Source organism: Caulobacter sp. GW821-FHT10C03, assembly GCF_059415485.1.
In genome coordinates this window covers 114006-130175 of sequence record NZ_JBWKNI010000004.1, presented here as the reverse complement: position 1 = coordinate 130175, position 16170 = coordinate 114006, and the positions used below count along the sequence as shown (strand labels likewise).

The window sequence follows — 16170 nt, the reverse complement described above, 5'->3', positions numbered from 1 at the left end:
CCCTCCGGGCCACCTCCCCCAGAGGGGGAGGATTTAGAAAGCGCCGGCGCAAAGATGCTCCCCCTCTGGCGGAGCTGTCGCGGAGCGACTGAGGGGGTCCCCCTTCGACAATCCCGCCATCTCCCGCTAAACCGCGCCCATGCCGTTCACCGCCACCGTCATGACCATGTTCCCCGAGGCCTTCCCCGGCCCGCTCGGCGTCTCGATGATCGGGACCGCCTGGAAGGAGGCCGACCTGTGGCGTTTGGAAACACTGGACATTCGCGCCTTTTCCAAGGATAAGCGCGGCTTCCTCGACGACACCCCCGCGGGTGGCGGCGCGGGAGCCGTACTAAAAGCGGACGTCATCGCCTCTGCGCTCGACAGCGTGGACCTGGGCGGACGGCCGCTTTTGTACATGAGCGCCCGGGGCAGGCCCCTGACCCAGGCGCGCGTTCGTGAGTGGTCCAAGGCGCCCGGCATCGTGGTGCTGTGCGGCCGCTTCGAGGGGGTGGATCAACGGGTGCTCGACGCCCGCGGGTTCGAGGAGGTCTCCGTCGGAGACGCGGTTCTCGCCGGTGGCGAGGCGGCGGCGATGGTGGTGATCGAGGCGTGCGTTCGACTGGCCCCGGGTGTGCTGGGGAACATCGAGAGCACGCTGGAAGAAAGCTTCGAGGACGGTCTCCTCGAGCATCCGCAGTACACCAGGCCGCGGACGTTCGAAGGGCTCGACATCCCCGAGGTGCTGCTGTCGGGCGACCACAAGAAGGTCGACCAGTGGCGGCGCAGTATGCGTGAAGAAACGACCCGCGAGCGGCGGCCCGATCTCTGGGAAGCGCATCTCGCCAATCAACAGGCAAAAGGCGGCCCGAAAACGGGTAAGCCCAAGGAGAAATGATCATGGCGATCAACATCGTCGCTCAGCTCGAGCAAGAAGAAGCGGCCCGTCTGCTGGCCGTCCGCGCGATCCCGGACTTCCGTCCCGGCGACACCCTGCGCGTCAACGTGAAGATCAAGGAAGGCGAGCGCGAGCGCGTTCAGGCCTATGAGGGCGTCTGCATCGCCCGCGCCGGCACCGGCGTCCACGAGAGCTTCACCGTCCGCAAGATCTCGTTCGGCGAAGGCGTGGAACGTCTGTTCCCGCTGCTCTCGCCGAGCATCGAAAGCATCGAAGTCAAGCGCCGCGGCGTCGTCCGTCGCGCCAAGCTGTACTACCTGCGCGACCGTCGCGGTAAGTCGGCCCGTATCGCCGAGCGCGTCAACGTTCGTCGCGACGCCGAATAAGCCCTTCCGCTTCGGCGAGAGGATCGAAGGCCCCGGTGGAAACGCCGGGGCCTTTTGCTTGTGCGCCCTTTGCCTGTGCGCCCTTTGCTTGTGCGCTTGTGCACAGCGCCGGATCGCGCGCAATCTCAGGTTAAGTCGATGAAGCGGGGGCGACATGCGACGGATCTGGACGATTGGGTGTCTTTTGACGTTGCTGGCGATCGCTCCCGGCGGCGCGGCCCAGCCGTCCGCCTCGTCCCTGGTCGAACCTTCCGGCGACGTCTTCGCCGGGCCGATCTGCCGCTCGCGGCCGGGGCAGACGAGGATCGCGGCCGCGTCGCTCGCAAGGTGAAGCTTGGTGCGTTCGCACGCTTGTTGACAGAACCGCGTTCTAGGCGCTGAATGCTGTCACCCCCGCCGCTCAGTCGACGGGCTTCCAGACCGTCTCCTTTCTAGTGGACGGCCCTCTTCAGGTGGAGCCATCGGCCCCTGGAGTGTTGAAAACGATGTCAGGGCGCGCCGACAGGTCTCTACGACCGGCGCGCCCTTAGTCGTTCTAGGAGACGTCGTGGCGGCGCTATGTCGCGGGCTCGGGCAAGAAATGTGCGTCCGATCCGGCGATCCTTGCGTGTCTGGGGCAAGATCAGTCGTCGCTCGGCGATCACACAGCGGATTTTCGGCGCATCCACGCTTTACGCGCCACCGCTTCGGGCCTAGATGCGAGGCGCTATGACCCGCGCAACAAAGACCCTCTACGACAAGATCTGGGACGCCCACGTCGTCAGCGAAGCCGACGGCGAGGCCATCCTGTACATCGACCTGCATCTCATCCACGAGGTGACGACGCCACAGGCCTTCGCCGGCCTTCGCGCCGCGCATCGCCCCGTGCGCCGGCCCGACCGCACGCTCGCCGTGGCGGATCACAACGTGCCGACCGAGAACCAGGCCGCCGGCGTCGACGCCGTCGCCGACGAGGAGGCGCGCCTTCAGCTCCAGACGCTTGGCCGCAACGTCGCCGACAACGGGATCGAGTATTTCCCGATGGGCGACATCCGCAACGGCATCGTCCACGTGGTGGGTCCCGAGCAGGGCCGCACCCAGCCGGGCATGACCATCGTCTGCGGCGACAGCCACACCTCGACCCACGGCGCCTTCGGGGCCCTGGCCCACGGCATCGGCACGTCGGAAGTCGAGCACGTGCTGGCGACCCAGACCCTGCGCCAGAAGAAGGCCAAGAACCTGCTGGTTCGGGTCGACGGCCAGCTGGGCCCCGGCGTCACCGCCAAGGATATCGCGCTCGCCGTCATCGGCGAGATCGGCACGGCCGGCGGCACCGGCTATGTCATCGAATACGCCGGCGAGGCCGTGCGCGGCCTGACGATGGAGGGCCGCATGACCCTCTGCAACCTGACCATCGAGGGCGGCGCCAAGGCCGGCCTGGTCGCGCCCGACGAAACCACCTTCGAATACGTCATGGGCAAGCCCGCCGCGCCCAAGGGCGCGGCCTGGGACATGGCCGTGGCCCACTGGAAGACCTTCTTCACCGACGAAGGCGCCGTCTTCGACCGCACCGTCGTCATCGACGGCTCTGCCCTCGTGCCGATGGTCACCTGGGGCACCAGCCCCGAGGACGTCATCCCGGTGACCGGCAACGTGCCCGAGCCGGAAAGCTTCGGCACGGCCGACAAGCGCGCCGCCGCCCACCGGGCCCTCGAATATATGGGCCTGACCGCCGGCCAGCCGATCTCGGAAGCCAGGATCGACCGCGTCTTCATCGGCTCGTGCACCAACAGCCGCATCGAGGACATGCGCGCCGCCGCCGCGGTGGTGCAGGAAGCCTTCCTGCACGGCCGCCTCGTCGCCCCGCACGTCAAGGCGATGGTCGTGCCGGGCTCGGGCCTGGTGAAGGAACAGGCCGAGGCCGAGGGGCTGGACGCCATCTTCAAGGCCGCCGGCTTCGACTGGCGCGAGCCGGGCTGCTCGATGTGCCTGGGGATGAACCCCGACCGCCTCGAGCCGGGCGAGCGCTGCGCCTCGACCAGCAACCGCAACTTCGAAGGCCGTCAGGGCCGTGGCGGCCGCACCCACCTGGTCTCGCCGGCCATGGCGGCGGCGGCGGCGATCGCCGGCCACCTGGTCGACGTGCGGACCCTGCTGTCGTGAGCCTGCTGCTCGCCCTGGCGGCGGCTTCGACCTTCGCCGCGCCGCTCGACCTGCCCAAGACGGCGCAGGTCGAGATGGTCGTGGTCAAGAGCCGCGAGGACATCCGTGACGGCAAGGCCGCCGCGCCGATCGGCGGCAAGACGGTCTACGCCAAGACGATCGAGACCCGGGGCGACGGCTACCGCGTGACGCTGAAGCCGGTGTCGACGGAACTGCCCAAGGTCGGCACGGCCGCGCAGCAGGCCAAGGTGCAGGCCGCGCTCGAGGGCATGCTGGCGCGGACCTATGTCTACGACGCCGACGAAAGCCTCTCGCCGGTGTCGATCGAGGACTGGCCGGCCACGGTCGCCGACGTCACCAAGGCGCTGACCGCCCTGGCCGGCGACGACGCGGACGCGGCCAAGGCCATCGGCGCCGTGACGAGCATGTTCGCCAGGATGAGCCCCGAGCAGGCCGCCACGGTCATGCTCAAGGAAGACAGCCTGCTGACCGTGCCGGTGAACGTCGAGCTGGAGGTCGGCAAGCCGCTGACCTACGACGACGAGATCGCCAGCCCGTTCGGCGGCGGCGCGATCAAGGCCAAGGGCGTCGTCTCGATCGAGAAGATCGACGAGGCGCGCGGCGTGGGCGTGGTGCGCTGGAGCCGGAGCCTGGATCCGGAGTCGACCACGGCGATCATCGCCAAGATGATCGAGGCCATGGCCGCCCAGATGGGTCCCGACGCCCAGAAGCCCGACGTCAAGGCGATGTTCGCCAAGATGAAGTTCGAGAACACCAGCGGCTGTCTCTACGAGATCGACCTGAAGATCGGCCTGCCGGTCAAGGCCGACTGCGAGAGCAAGACCGTTCTCACCGATCCGAGCAGCGGCCAGCTGAACGGCCGCACCGAACGCTGGGCCATCACCCAGACCCTGAAGAACTAGGAGAGGCGCGAATGCAGCCCTTCACCCGTCTCGACGGCCGCGCGGCGCCCCTGTCGCTGGCCAATATCGACACCGACCAGATCATCCCCAAGCAGTTCCTGAAGACCGTCGAGCGCGAAGGCCTGGCCAAGGGCCTGTTCTTCGACTTCCGCTTCGATCCGGCGGGGAACGAGATCGCCGACTTCGTGCTGAACCGGCCGGAGTACAAGGGCTCGTCCGTGCTGATCGCCGGCGACAACTTCGGCTGCGGCTCCTCGCGCGAGCACGCCCCGTGGGCGCTGATGGACTTCGGCATCCTGTGCGTGATCTCGACCAGCTTCGCCGACATCTTCAACAACAACTGCTTCAACAACGGCCTGCTGCCGGTGGTGCTGGCGCCCGACGAGGTCTCGCTCCTGATGGACGAGGCCAAGGGCGGCAACCACATGGTCAGCATCGACCTGGAAGCCCAGACGGTGATCTCGCCCTCGGGCAAGACCTTCGCCTTCCAGATCGATCCGGTGCGCAAGCAGAAGATGCTCAAGGGCCTGGACGCCATCGGCGAGACCCTGCAGCACGCCACCGACATCGACGTCTTCGAAAGCAAGCGCGCCATCGGCCAGCCCTGGCTGGAATAGCCCGCTTGCTCCCTCCCCCTTGATGGGGGAGGGCTGGGGTGGGGGTGACTACGGCGGTGGACACAGTCGCCGCCTCGCTTCAGCTTGACGCGCAGCTTCACCCCCATCCCCGACCCTTCCCCCATCAAGGGGGAAGGGGGAGGCTACCAGAATGACCCTGATCCTCGCCGGCTCCATCCGCTTCGCGCCCGAGCGCCTGGAGAGCCTGCGGCCGCACCTGGCGGCCCAGGTGGCCGGATCGCGCGGCGAGCCGGGGTGCCTGGCCTACGCCCTCTCCGAGGATCCGCTTGATCCCGGCCTGATCCTGGTGTTCGAGCACTTCACCGACGAAGCGGCTCTGGCCTTCCATCGCGCTTCGCCGCATATGGCGCTCTGGCGCGCGGCTCAGGCCGAGCACGGCGTCCACGACCGCCGCATGTCCTCTTTTGACGTTTCTGACTATCGCGAGATCTGAAATGGCTAAGCTCCTCCTGCTCCCCGGCGACGGCATCGGTCCGGAAGTCTGCGCCGAGGTGCGCCGCGTCGCGGCCGCGCTCACGCCGAACCTGGTGGTCGAGGAAGCCATCTACGGCGGCGCCAGCTACGACGCGCACGGCACGCCGCTGACCGACGAGGTGCGCGATCGCGCCCTGGCCAGCGACGCGGTGCTGATGGGCGCGGTCGGTGGTCCCAAGTGGGCCGACGCCCCGCGCCACCTGCGCCCCGAGGCCGGCCTGCTGAACCTGCGCAAGGCGATGAACGTCTACGCCAACCTGCGTCCGGCCTACTGCTTCGAGGCCCTCGCCGGCGCGTCCAGCCTGAAGACCGAACTGGTCTCGGGCCTCGACATCATGTTCGTCCGCGAGCTGGTCGGCGGCGTCTATTTCGGCGAGCCGCGCGGCATCGAGACCCTGCCCGACGGCCAGAAGAAGGGCTTCGACACCGCCCTCTACACGACCAGCGAGATCGAGCGCGCCGGGCGCGTGGCCTTCGAACTGGCTCGCGGCCGCAAGAACAAGGTCCACTCGGCCGAGAAGTCCAACGTCATGGAGTCGGGCCTGCTGTGGAAGCAGGTGATCACCGAACTGCACAAGCGCGAGTATCCCGACGTCGAGCTTGAGCACATCCTGGCCGACAACTGCGCCATGCAGCTGGTGCGCGCCCCCAAGCAGTTCGACGTCATCGTCACCGACAACCTGTTCGGCGACATCCTGTCGGACGCGGCGGCCATGCTGACCGGCTCGCTGGGCATGCTGCCCTCGGCCGCCATCGGCGATCCGAACAAGCCGGGTCTGTACGAGCCGATCCACGGCTCGGCGCCCGACATCGCCGGCAAGGGCCTGGCCAATCCGCTGGCCGCCATCCTGTCGTTCGAGATGGCCCTGCGCTGGTCGCTGAAGGAAGTCGAAGCCGCCGATCGTCTGCTGGCGGCGGTCAAGGCCGCTCTGGATTCGGGGGCTCGTACCCGTGATCTCGGAGGTGAACTTACGACTGTTCAGATGGGTGATGCGGTTCTTTGTCGCATCTAGATTTCTGATATAGCGTTGTTATTCCTGCATTTTGCAATCTGTGCTTAAGTTTTATCGCCCAGTTCCTCGTCTTATCGAATGATAGGTTGAGGGCTGGGCGAAATGCGTTTCAACGACTTGAAGATCTCGACGAAGCTGGGCATCGCGTTCAGCGCGCTGATCATCGCTTTCATCGCCTCGTCGGCGGTGGTGTTCACCAGCCTGCAGCGCATCGAGGACGCCGCCGTCTCCAGCCAGCGCAGCCAGTCGCTGGCCACCGACGCCCAGTCGGTGATGAACCTGGTGCTGGAACAGCAGAACGCCCTGCGGGCCTACGCCCTGCTCGGCGACGCCGACTTCGCCCAGACCTACAAGGACAATGCGAGCCAATTCGACCAGGCGCTGGACGCCTTCGAGGCCAAGACCACGGTCGCCGAGCAGAAGGCCCGCATCCAGCGCCTGCGCGCGGCGATGGCCGACTGGCGCACGACGATCGCCGAGCCGGTCCAGGTGGCCATGGCCAACGATCCGGTGATGGGCCGCGTCACCGCCGGTGAACTGACGGGCCGCAAGAGCCTGTCGCAGATCCGCGCCGTGCAGCAGGAACTGACCGCCGCGGCCAAGGACCGCGTGGCGCTGCGGGCCAAGGAAATGAAGTCGGCCATGGACACGGCCATCCTGTCGCTGGCGATCGGCGGCGTCGTCGCCCTGGCCATCGCCGGGGTGATGGGCTGGATGCTGTCGGCGACCATCGGCGCCTCGGTGGCGGCGATGACGGCGGCCATGCGCCGCCTGGCCGGCGGCGACAACAGCATCGAAGTCCCGGCCGTAGGCCGCAAGGACGAGGTCGGCCAGATGGCCGAGGCCGTGCTGAGCTTCAAGGACGCCGCCATCCACAAGCTGCGCCTGGAAGGCGAGGCCGTCGAGCAGCGTCGCCTGACCGAGAGCGAGCGCGCTCGGGTCGAAGCCGAGAAGGCCGCCAAGGCCCAGGAAGACGCCGTCGCGGTCGCCGCCCTGGCCGAGGCCCTGGACCACCTGTCGAACGGCGACCTGACCTTCCGCATCACCGCCCGCTTCGCCCCGGAAACCGAACAGCTGAAGGCCGACTTCAACGCCGCCGTCGCTCGCCTGGAAGAGGCCATGCGCGGCATCAACGGCGCGGCCGGCGGCATCCGCGCCGGTTCGGAAGAGATCGCCCAGGCCTCCGACGACCTGTCGCGTCGCACCGAGCAGCAGGCCGCCAGCCTGGAAGAGACCGCCGCGGCGCTCGACCAGATCACGGCCACCGTCCGCAAGACCGCGACCGGCGCCAAGGAGGTCTCGGGCCTCGTGGCCGACGCCCGCGCCGGCGCCGAGCGTTCGGGCCGGATCGTCGACCAGGCCGTCAGCGCCATGGCCGGCATCGAGCAGTCCTCGGGTCAGATCGGCAACATCATCGGCGTGATCGACGAGATCGCCTTCCAGACCAACCTGCTGGCCCTGAACGCGGGCGTCGAAGCGGCTCGCGCCGGTGACGCCGGCAAGGGCTTCGCGGTCGTCGCCCAGGAAGTGCGGGCCCTGGCTCAGCGCTCGGCCGAGGCCGCCAAGGAGATCAAGGGTCTGATCTCGACCTCGACCCAGCAGGTCGGTTCGGGCGTGTCCCTGGTCGGCCAGACCGGCGAGGCCCTGCGCGCCATCGTCAGCCAGGTGGCCAGCATCGACGCCCTGGTCGGCGAGATCGCCGCCAGCGCCCAGGAGCAGGCCACCGGCCTGCACCAGGTCAACAGCGCCGTGAACCAGATGGACCAGGTCGTCCAGCAGAACGCCGCCATGGTCGAGGAAGCCACCGCCGCCACCCACTCGCTGAAGGGCGAGGCCGGCGAACTGGCCGTGCAGGTCGGCCGCTTCAAGGTCACCGGCGGCGCCGCGGTCGCCTCGGCTCCGCGCGCGGCCTCTCCCGCTTCGCGCCCGTCCGCCAGCCCGGCCCGCGCCGCGCAAGCCCGCGCCGCCGCCTTCGCCAGCGAAGGCTCGGCCGCCCTGAAGGTGGACGCCGACGCCTGGGAAGAGTTCTGATCCACCTTCTCCCCTTGCGGGAGACGGTGTCGGCGCCAGCCGACGGATGAGGGGTTTCCCCAACGCAAGACGCCGCGACAGCTGAACAGCCGTCGCGGCGTTTCTGTATGTGCGACACCCCGCTTTCGCGAGGCTGCCCCCTCCCGCAAGGGGAGAGGGGTTTTAAGCCAGGGTCCGCACCTTCGGTTCGCGGTCCCAGAATCGCTTGACCGCGGCGGCGAGGAAATCCTCGCCCAGGCCGGTCACGCCCTCGTCCGGCTCGATCCCGGCCTTGTCCAGCAGGGGCTTTGCGGCCTCATTGGCGCCGATGGCCTTGAGGTGGCCGAAGGCGTCCATGACGAACTGCACGGCGGCGGCTTCCTTGAGCAGGGCCGCGCAGCCGTCGTCCGACAGCACCAGGGCCACGGCGTCCACCGTCACCGACGGCGTTCCGGCCAGTTGCCCGTCGGCCGGGATCAGGGTTCCGTCCGCGCCCTTGGCGCCGCCGATCTTCGGGGCGATCACCTTGGCCACGGCGCCGGCCTTGGCGATCGCCGCCTTCAGTCGATCGACCGCCTTGGCGTCGGAGCCGTCGGCGACCAGGACGCCGATCACGTGGCCCTTCAGCTCGGCCGGGGCGCGCGGGCCGTTGACGATCCGCAGGGCGGGCGAGGGCGGCAGGTCCCGCACCGGAACCGCCGTCTTCGAGGCCTTGGGCACGGGCATGTTCAGGCCGTCGCCGACCCGGGCCGCCAGCTCCGGATCGACATTGACCAGGTTGGACAGCATCCGTGTCCGCACCGCCTCGATCCCCACCTTCGACAGCTCGAACACCAGGGCCGAGGCCAGGTGCGCCTGTTCGGCCGGGTCGAGCGAGCGGAAGAACAGGCGCGCCTGGCTGTAGTGGTCGGCGAAGCTTTCGGGGCGGATGCGCAGCTTGTCGCCCTGCTCGTCGTCGCGGTCGGCGGCCTCGTGGGTATGGAAGCCGGTGGCCGGGCATTCGCGCGGCCCGCCGATCTCGCCGGCCGTTTCGGCCAGGCTGTTGGGCTCGTAGTTGGCGCGGCCCTTGGGCTGCAGCATCTGCATCATGCCGTCGCGCTGGAAGTTCATCACCGGGCACTTGGGCGCGTTGATGGGTATCTGGTGGAAGTTGGACGTGCCCAGCCGGCTCTTCTGGGTGTCGAGATAGGAGAACAGGCGCCCCTGCAGCAGCGGGTCGTTGGTGAAGTCGACGCCCGGCACGATGTTGCCCGGGCAGTAGGCCGCCTGCTCGGTCTCGGCGAAGAAGTTGTCGGGCCAGCGGTCCAGCACCATGCGGCCGATCGGGGTGATCGGCAGCACCTCCTCGGGGATGATCTTGGTGGGATCGAGGACGTCGAACTCGAAACCGTCGGCGAAGGCCTGGTCGAAGGCCTGCACGCCCAACTCCCATTCGGGGAAGTCGCCGCGCTGGATGGCCTCGAACAGGTCGCGGCGCTGGAAGTCGGGATCGGCGCCGGCGATCTTCACCGCCTCGTCCCAGAGTGTCGAGGCCACGCCCTGCTTGGGCTTCCAGTGGAACTTGACGAAGGTCGACTTCCCCCGGGCGTCGATCAGCCGGAAGGTGTGGACGCCGAAGCCCTCGATGGTGCGCAAGCTGCGCGGAATGGTCCGGTCGCTCATCGCCCACATGATCATGTGGGTGGCCTCGGGCATCAGGCTGATGAAGTCCCAGAAGGTGTCGTGGGCGCTGGCGGCCTGGGGATAGCCGCGGTCGGCCTCCATCTTCACCGAGTGGACGAGGTCGGGAAACTTCATGGCGTCCTGGATGAAGAACACCGGGATGTTGTTGCCCACCAGATCCCAGTTGCCCTCCTGGGTGTAGAACTTCACCGCGAAGCCGCGCACGTCGCGGGGCGTGTCGACGCTGCCCGCGCCGCCGGCCACGGTGGAGAAGCGCACGAACACCGGGGTCTTCTCGCCCGGACGCTGGAAGAGGTCGGCCTTGCTGAGCTTGGCCGCCGCCGGATAGGGTTCGAAGAAGCCGTGGGCGGCCGAACCGCGCGCGTGGACGATGCGCTCGGGGATGCGCTCGTGGTCGAAGTGGAAGATCTTTTCCCGCAGGACGAAGTCTTCCAGCAGCACTGGGCCGCGCGGGCCCGACTTCAGCTGGTTCTGGTTGTCGGAGACCCGGACGCCCTGGTTGGTGGTCAGGTGGCCCTCGGCATCGTGCGGGCCGTCCTTGGGAACCTGTTGATGGGTTTCGTCGCCTGTTCCGCGCTTGGTGATGAAACCATCGTCCATGGCCTGCCCTCGTTGGTCCCGGCGGTGTTGCGGGGACCGGTAGCCAAACCCTGGGGTGAGTGTGGCGGTTCCTCCGGCGACGCTTGCGGCCTCAGCCTTCCAGGCGCGCCTTCAGGGTTTCGAGGTCGCGGGTCACCGCCTGGGCGTCGCGCTCGAAGGCGGCGTCGTCCATGTCGGGCAGGCGGAAGAGGGTCAGGGTGACCTCGGCGCCGTCGCCGTTGGCCACCACGCGCAGGGGAACCGAGACTTCGGTCCCGTCGGCCAGGGTCACCCAGTGGTCGAGAACGCCGTAGGGATTGTCGGGTGAGAAGCGCACCTGGGCCTCCCCCTCGGGCGTGTCGACGATCCAGATGTCGGGTTCTGCGGAGGCGCGCAGGCCGCCGCCCAGGCCCGCGGCCCATTCGGGCATGGTCTCGGGGCGGCGCGCATAGTCATAGACGTCGGCGGCCGTTCGGGCGACGCCGATGGAGATCGGGCGGCAGGGATTCAGGGGCATGGACATCTCGCGGCCAAGCGGCGCGCGAGCTGTCCGCGCCGAAGGGTCAGGAAAGGGCTGTGGCCAGGGCGATGATGCCGGCCCAGAGGCCGAGGCTGGCGCCGACGATCGCGACGCGCTCCCAACGGATCCGGCGGCGGGGCGACGCGGTCTGGTGGCGCGCCTCCAGGCTGATATAGGCCATGGCTTCCTCCTCCGTCTCTGTTCTCCCTGGGGGAGGGAGCGGACGGTTTCATTTGAGACGATCTCCTGGGTTGCAACGCTTGGCAAGGGCGAACGGCGCCGTGGAGTGACAAAAATGTGTGTTTTCATACAGCGACTTGTGTCGACGGGCCGACCTAACCCCTAGATCGAGCCCGTTCCGTGGTACGGACGGCCGATCACCTGGTCCTCGTCGCCCTCCCAGGCCTCGTCGTCGGGCATCGAGACATTGGCCTCCCAGTGCTCGGCCTGGCTGCTGCCCGAGCCGCTGTCGGTGTGGCGGACGATCTCGTCGATGTCGTGGGCGCTGCGCGGGGCCGCGCCGGGGATCGCGGCGGACTCGGCCGGGCTGAGCGCGTCGTTCTGGAAGTCGACATGCTGCGGATAGAAGGCCAGCCGCCCGGCCAGACGGTCCATGCCCTGCAGGGGCGACTCGTAGGACCAGACGGCGTCCTCGATGATCTGCCGGTCGCGATAGATCGTGTAGTAGGTCGCTTGGCCCTTGTAGGGGCAGCGGGTGGTCTTGTCGGACTTGCGCAGGAAGGCCATGGCCACGTCGCCGCGCGGGAAGTAGCGGACCGGCGGATAGTCGGCCTCGCGGAGCACCAGGACGTCGTCGCTGTCGGCGATCTCGTGGCCTTCGAACAGCACCCGCACGCGGCCGCTCTCGCGGGCGCAGGTGATCGGATGGTCGGGATTTGACGATTGCATGCGCGTTCCCCAGTCGTTGCGGGTGTCGTTGCGGAACCTGTCGCCACTGAAACGCGCGGGGCGGGGCAAGCGCTCCCTTCCGGCAAGCCTTTGCTTGTGAAACGGAAAGCCGCGTGATCTTCTCCCCGCGAACTGGGGAGGGGAGGGCGAAACGACCGTTGGTGTCGCCCTATCTGACTTGAATACAGTCAAGGTCGAGAATGAATAGCATTGTCATTGTTATTGGCGTGCTCGTCACGTTATTGACGGGTCTGCCGGTATTCCTGCAGCTTATCAAAGAGCACCCCAAGGGGCTGATCATCCTGTTCTTCGCCGAGATGTGGGAGCGCTTCTCCTACTACGGCATGCGGGCGATCCTGATCTTCTATCTGACGCAACATTTCCTGTTCGAACCGAAGGTGGCCAACGCCCACTATGGCTCCTACACCTCGCTCGTCTACCTGCTGCCGCTGATCGGCGGCTTCCTGGCCGACAAGTGGCTGGGCACCCGCAAGGCCGTCGCCTTCGGCGCCCTGCTGCTGGTGGCCGGCCACCTGACCATGGCGGTCGAGGGCAAGCCGGCGACCCAGACCCTGGCCTATGCGGGCCAGACCTACGAATTCCAGGCCGAAGGCCGCGGCGACGACCGCGTGGCGCGCCTGATCGTGGCGGGCAAGCCCTACGACATCTCGGCCAACAAGGCCGGCGACTTCGAGATCAAGAACCTGGCGGCCGACGCGCCGCTGCCGGCCGTGCTGCCCAAGGGCCAGTACAAGCTGGGCGTCGAGGGCCGTGACCCGACCTATCTCAACATCTTCTGGCTGGCCCTGTCGCTGATCATCGTCGGCGTCGGCTTCCTGAAGCCCAACATCTCGACCATCGTCGGCCAGCTCTACCCGCAGGGCGACCCGCGCCGGGATCCGGGCTTCACCCTCTACTACTACGGCATCAACCTGGGTTCGTTCTGGGCCTCGCTGCTGTGCGGCTATCTGGGCGTCAAGGTCGGCTGGTGGGCCGGCTTCGGCCTGGCCGGGATCGGCATGCTGGCCGGCTTCGTCGTCTTCGTGCTGGGCAAGCCGCTGCTGATGGGCAAGGGCGAGGCGCCCGACGCCAAGGCGCTGAAGCAGAACGTCGCCGGCCCGCTGAGCCGTGAGCACCTGATCTACCTGGTGTCGCTGCTGGCGGTGGGCGTGGTGTTCTTCCTGGTCCAGCGCAGCGCCATCGTCGGCGTGACCCTGACCCTGGGGATGATCGGCTCGATCGGCTACATCCTGTGGTTCATGTTCACCAAGGTCGAGAAGGTCGAGCGCGAGCGTCTGGGCCTGGCCATGTTCCTGATCTTCGGCGCGGTGGTGTTCTGGACCCTGTTCGAGCAGGCCGGCTCGTCGCTGAACCTGTTCGCGGCCACCAACGTCAACCTGAACCTGACGTCGGCGCCGATCCACCTGTTCGGAAGCGCGGTGACCATCGCCACTCCGGGTCAGCTGAAGGCGGCTGGCCTCGACCCGGCCTCGACCTTCTGGATCGACTCCAGCTTCAACGCCGCCCAGACCCAGGCCCTGAACGCCGGCTGGATCCTGATCTTCGCCCCGGTGTTCGCGGCCCTGTGGACGTTCCTGGGCCGGCGCGGCAAGGATCCCAACCCGGTCGTCAAGTTCGGCCTGGCGCTGCTTCAAGTCGGTTTGGGCTTCCTGGTCCTGCAGTGGGGCTCGACCTTCGCCGACGGCGCCTTCCGCATGCCGCTGTTCTTCCTGGTGCTGATGTACATGCTGCACACCACCGGCGAGCTGTGCATGTCGCCGGTCGGCCTGTCGCAGATGACCAAGCTGTCGCCGGCCTCGATGGTGTCGTTCGTCATGGCCGTGTGGTTCATGGCCGTGGCCATCGCCCAGTACGTCGGCGGCTTCATCGCCGGCCTGACGACGGTGGAAACCGTCGGCGGCCAGGTGCTGGACCCCGAGGCGGCGCTGCGCACCTCGCTGCAGGTGTTCAACGTCATCGGCCTGATCGCCGCCGGCATCGGCGTGATCTTCCTGCTGCTGTCGCCCTTCCTCAAGAAGTGGTCGCACGGCTCGGACGAGCATCACGCAGCCCCGGTCGACACCGCGACGGTCGCCGACTGAGGCGGGCGTCAGCCCTGACGACGAAGGCCCCGGAGCGATCCGGGGCCTTTTTCTTTGCCCCGTTTTCTTGGGCGGTTGTCTGGTTTCGCACAGCCGCCCCGGACCGCGACGCGCGTAATCGCTCGAATGCAATTTTTGGTCGCGCGTGGCGACCGGCGGGGAGGCGGCGATGGCGACGACCTATACGATCTTCGGCGCGGGGCCGGCGGGGCTCTACACGGCCTGGCGGCTGGTCACGGGCGGCAAGGCCGTCGCGGGTGATGTGATCCAGCTCTACGAGTGGGGCGACTACGCCTTCGACGGGCCGGGCTCGGGCACGCGCCTGCCGGCCGGGCGCATCGTCACCCACTTCTGCTTCGACGATCCCAAGCAGTCCTACATCGAGGCGGGCGGCATGCGCTTCATCGAGTGGGACGGCACGCAGGGCCACCAGCTGGTCACCCTGACCATCCAGGCGCTGGGCCTGTCGGACAAGGTCATCGACTTCAACACCACCGACAACCCGCTGCTGTTCCTGCGCGAGGAGCACATCTACCAGAACGACCTGGCGACCCACCCCGCGCCCTACAACACGCCGGGCAACAACGAGCAGCCGGCCGCCACCCTGTTCTCGAACATCTCGGCCCTGATCACCGGGACGGCGCCGGTCTCGACCCGGACTCAGCAGTGCGCCTTCTACGGCTCGGGCCGGCTGCCGGACACCTTCAACTCGTTCGTCTATCCGCCGGGCGCGATCGCCGGCAACATCGGCTACTGGAACGTCTTCTACGACCAGGCCGGCAACGAGGGTTACGAGTACGCCGCCGACGCCGGCGGCTACACCTCCAACGTCATCAACTGGAACGCCGCCAACGCCGCCGTCTACAACGGCGAATTCGCGCCGGGCGGGGCGTTCAAGACCGTCAACGGCGGCTATTCCCAGGTCTTCGTCCAGCTCTACCAGCAGGCCCTGGCGGCGGCGCAGAAGGCGGGGGTGGACCTCGTCCTGACCCAGCGCACGCGCCTGCACTCGGTGTGGCTGGAGGACGACGTGGTCAACTACCGCCTGGCCAGCGCCGAGAACCCGTTCAAGGGCGGCGAGGTCCAGACCACGCAAAACGCCTTCCTGGCCATGCCGCCGGCCTCGTTGGATCTCGTGGCCGAGGCCACGCGCTACGCCGACATGCCGGCCGGCACGCTGGACATCCTCAACGCCGAGGGCGTGCAGCTCTACATGGACGGGGTGATCCGCCAGCCGTCGATGCGGGTGATGCTGTTCTTCGACCGTCCGTGGTGGACCGACGCCGACGTGCCCTATCCGCCGGACCTGTCGGGCAAGGACAACGTCTTCGGCCCCACCATCACCGACCTGCCGCTGCGCCAGGTCTACTACTTCGGCAACAACAGCCAGGGGACGGACAAGCCCATGTACGGCGTTTTGGCCTCGTACGACGACATGCAGTACGTGCAGTTCTGGCAGGAGCTGGAGATCGGGGTGGGCGAGCGCCGCAAGGTGCCGATCGACCAGGACTACCAGGTGCTGTTCGGCCCCCGGAAGGCGACCGACACCATGATCCGCATGGTGCTGCTGGAGCTGGCCAAGGTGCACTGGGGCGATCCGAACGCCGCCCACCAGATCCCCTGGCCGGTGGAGTCGATCTTCGACGACTTCTCGCTCAATCCGTTCGGGGCCGGCTATCACGCCTGGGCCGCCCACTACGACATCTGCGACGTGATGCAGCGCATCCGCCAGCCGACGGGCCTCGTGCCCGGCGCCACGGCGGCCAACCTCTTCATCATCGGCGAGGCCTATTCCAACGACCAGGCCTGGGTCGAGGGGGCGTTCTGCACGGCGGAGTCGGTGCTGGTGCAGTATTACGGCATGACCACCATCGCCGACACGACCAACTATCCGCTGATCTGCGCCTGCTAGGG

14 protein-coding genes are annotated in these 16170 nt (G+C 67.8%); 10 read left to right on the top strand and 4 right to left on the bottom strand.

The features are described 5' to 3' along the window. Window positions 1–139: 139 nt before the first annotated feature. The 8 genes from trmD to AC07NG_RS06430 all read left to right on the top strand — a co-directional run bounded on the left by trmD (window position 140) and on the right by AC07NG_RS06430 (window position 8484). On the top strand, window positions 140–877 hold the full coding sequence (gene trmD / locus AC07NG_RS06465; RefSeq protein WP_110122138.1) for a tRNA (guanosine(37)-N1)-methyltransferase TrmD: 738 nt from the start codon (window positions 140–142) through the stop codon (window positions 875–877). Between the two features lie 2 nt (window positions 878–879). Beyond that, entirely contained in the window at window positions 880–1263 is a 384-nt protein-coding gene (gene rplS / locus AC07NG_RS06460) for a 50S ribosomal protein L19 (RefSeq protein ID WP_487292134.1), read from the top strand. Between the two features lie 708 nt (window positions 1264–1971). After that, on the top strand, window positions 1972–3405 hold the full coding sequence (leuC, locus tag AC07NG_RS06455) for a 3-isopropylmalate dehydratase large subunit (protein ID WP_487292132.1): 1434 nt from the start codon (window positions 1972–1974) through the stop codon (window positions 3403–3405). Further along, the gene (locus AC07NG_RS06450; RefSeq protein ID WP_487292131.1) at window positions 3402–4328 is read left to right on the top strand and encodes a hypothetical protein; all 927 of its coding nucleotides are present in this window, start codon (window positions 3402–3404) and stop codon (window positions 4326–4328) included. The genes leuC and AC07NG_RS06450 overlap by 4 nt, the downstream gene beginning before the upstream one ends. An 11-nt stretch (window positions 4329–4339) precedes the next feature. Continuing rightward, a complete protein-coding gene (gene leuD / locus AC07NG_RS06445; RefSeq protein WP_492855771.1) occupies window positions 4340–4945 on the top strand; it encodes a 3-isopropylmalate dehydratase small subunit in 606 nt (201 codons plus the stop codon). 151 nt (window positions 4946–5096) lie between these two features. After that, on the top strand, window positions 5097–5399 hold the full coding sequence (locus AC07NG_RS06440) for a putative quinol monooxygenase (RefSeq protein ID WP_494592780.1): 303 nt from the start codon (window positions 5097–5099) through the stop codon (window positions 5397–5399). Between the two features lies 1 nt (window position 5400). Then, a complete protein-coding gene (gene leuB, locus AC07NG_RS06435; protein ID WP_492855769.1) occupies window positions 5401–6453 on the top strand; it encodes a 3-isopropylmalate dehydrogenase in 1053 nt (350 codons plus the stop codon). Window positions 6454–6555: 102 nt separating this feature from the next. Further along, the gene (locus AC07NG_RS06430) at window positions 6556–8484 is read left to right on the top strand and encodes a methyl-accepting chemotaxis protein (RefSeq protein ID WP_494592778.1); all 1929 of its coding nucleotides are present in this window, start codon (window positions 6556–6558) and stop codon (window positions 8482–8484) included. 162 nt (window positions 8485–8646) lie between these two features. On the opposite strand, the gene AC07NG_RS06425 is transcribed toward AC07NG_RS06430, so the two are convergent. The 4 genes from AC07NG_RS06425 to AC07NG_RS06410 all read right to left on the bottom strand — a co-directional run bounded on the left by AC07NG_RS06425 (window position 8647) and on the right by AC07NG_RS06410 (window position 12154). Continuing rightward, entirely contained in the window at window positions 8647–10746 is a 2100-nt protein-coding gene (locus tag AC07NG_RS06425; RefSeq protein WP_494592776.1) for a catalase, read from the bottom strand. A gap of 91 nt (window positions 10747–10837) precedes the next feature. Then, window positions 10838–11242 carry an SRPBCC family protein gene (locus AC07NG_RS06420; RefSeq protein ID WP_492855766.1) on the bottom strand — a complete coding sequence of 135 codons (405 nt, stop codon included), beginning with the start codon at window positions 11240–11242 and terminating at the stop codon, window positions 10838–10840. Between the two features lie 46 nt (window positions 11243–11288). Further along, complete coding sequence (locus AC07NG_RS06415; protein WP_487292125.1) at window positions 11289–11426, bottom strand: hypothetical protein; 138 nt, start codon at window positions 11424–11426, stop codon at window positions 11289–11291. 161 nt (window positions 11427–11587) lie between these two features. Further along, the gene (locus tag AC07NG_RS06410; RefSeq protein ID WP_487292124.1) at window positions 11588–12154 is read right to left on the bottom strand and encodes a DUF427 domain-containing protein; all 567 of its coding nucleotides are present in this window, start codon (window positions 12152–12154) and stop codon (window positions 11588–11590) included. 200 nt (window positions 12155–12354) lie between these two features. Here AC07NG_RS06410 and AC07NG_RS06405 point away from each other — a divergent pair, with 200 nt between their 5' ends. Continuing rightward, window positions 12355–14256: a peptide MFS transporter gene (locus tag AC07NG_RS06405; RefSeq protein ID WP_487292123.1), complete on the top strand. Its 1902-nt coding sequence runs from the start codon at window positions 12355–12357 to the stop codon at window positions 14254–14256. Window positions 14257–14425: 169 nt separating this feature from the next. Further along, on the top strand, window positions 14426–16168 hold the full coding sequence (locus AC07NG_RS06400) for a flavin monoamine oxidase family protein (RefSeq protein WP_494592773.1): 1743 nt from the start codon (window positions 14426–14428) through the stop codon (window positions 16166–16168). The last annotated feature ends 2 nt before the right edge of the window (window positions 16169–16170 follow it).

Bases quoted from the DNA above. Each gene is read 5' to 3' on its own strand.
- AC07NG_RS06415 (WP_487292125.1), bottom strand. From the start codon at position 11,426: ATGGCCTATATCAGCCTGGAGGCGCGCCACCAGACCGCGTCGCCCCGC.
- rplS (WP_487292134.1), top strand. From the start codon at position 880: ATGGCGATCAACATCGTCGCTCAGCTCGAGCAAGAAGAAGCGGCCCGT.
- AC07NG_RS06420 (WP_492855766.1), bottom strand. From the start codon at position 11,242: ATGCCCCTGAATCCCTGCCGCCCGATCTCCATCGGCGTCGCCCGAACG.
- leuB (WP_492855769.1), top strand. From the start codon at position 5,401: ATGGCTAAGCTCCTCCTGCTCCCCGGCGACGGCATCGGTCCGGAAGTC.
- trmD (WP_110122138.1), top strand. From the start codon at position 140: ATGCCGTTCACCGCCACCGTCATGACCATGTTCCCCGAGGCCTTCCCC.
- leuD (WP_492855771.1), top strand. From the start codon at position 4,340: ATGCAGCCCTTCACCCGTCTCGACGGCCGCGCGGCGCCCCTGTCGCTG.
- AC07NG_RS06400 (WP_494592773.1), top strand. From the start codon at position 14,426: ATGGCGACGACCTATACGATCTTCGGCGCGGGGCCGGCGGGGCTCTAC.
- AC07NG_RS06430 (WP_494592778.1), top strand. From the start codon at position 6,556: ATGCGTTTCAACGACTTGAAGATCTCGACGAAGCTGGGCATCGCGTTC.
- AC07NG_RS06440 (WP_494592780.1), top strand. From the start codon at position 5,097: ATGACCCTGATCCTCGCCGGCTCCATCCGCTTCGCGCCCGAGCGCCTG.
- AC07NG_RS06405 (WP_487292123.1), top strand. From the start codon at position 12,355: ATGAATAGCATTGTCATTGTTATTGGCGTGCTCGTCACGTTATTGACG.
- AC07NG_RS06425 (WP_494592776.1), bottom strand. From the start codon at position 10,746: ATGGACGATGGTTTCATCACCAAGCGCGGAACAGGCGACGAAACCCAT.
- AC07NG_RS06410 (WP_487292124.1), bottom strand. From the start codon at position 12,154: ATGCAATCGTCAAATCCCGACCATCCGATCACCTGCGCCCGCGAGAGC.
- leuC (WP_487292132.1), top strand. From the start codon at position 1,972: ATGACCCGCGCAACAAAGACCCTCTACGACAAGATCTGGGACGCCCAC.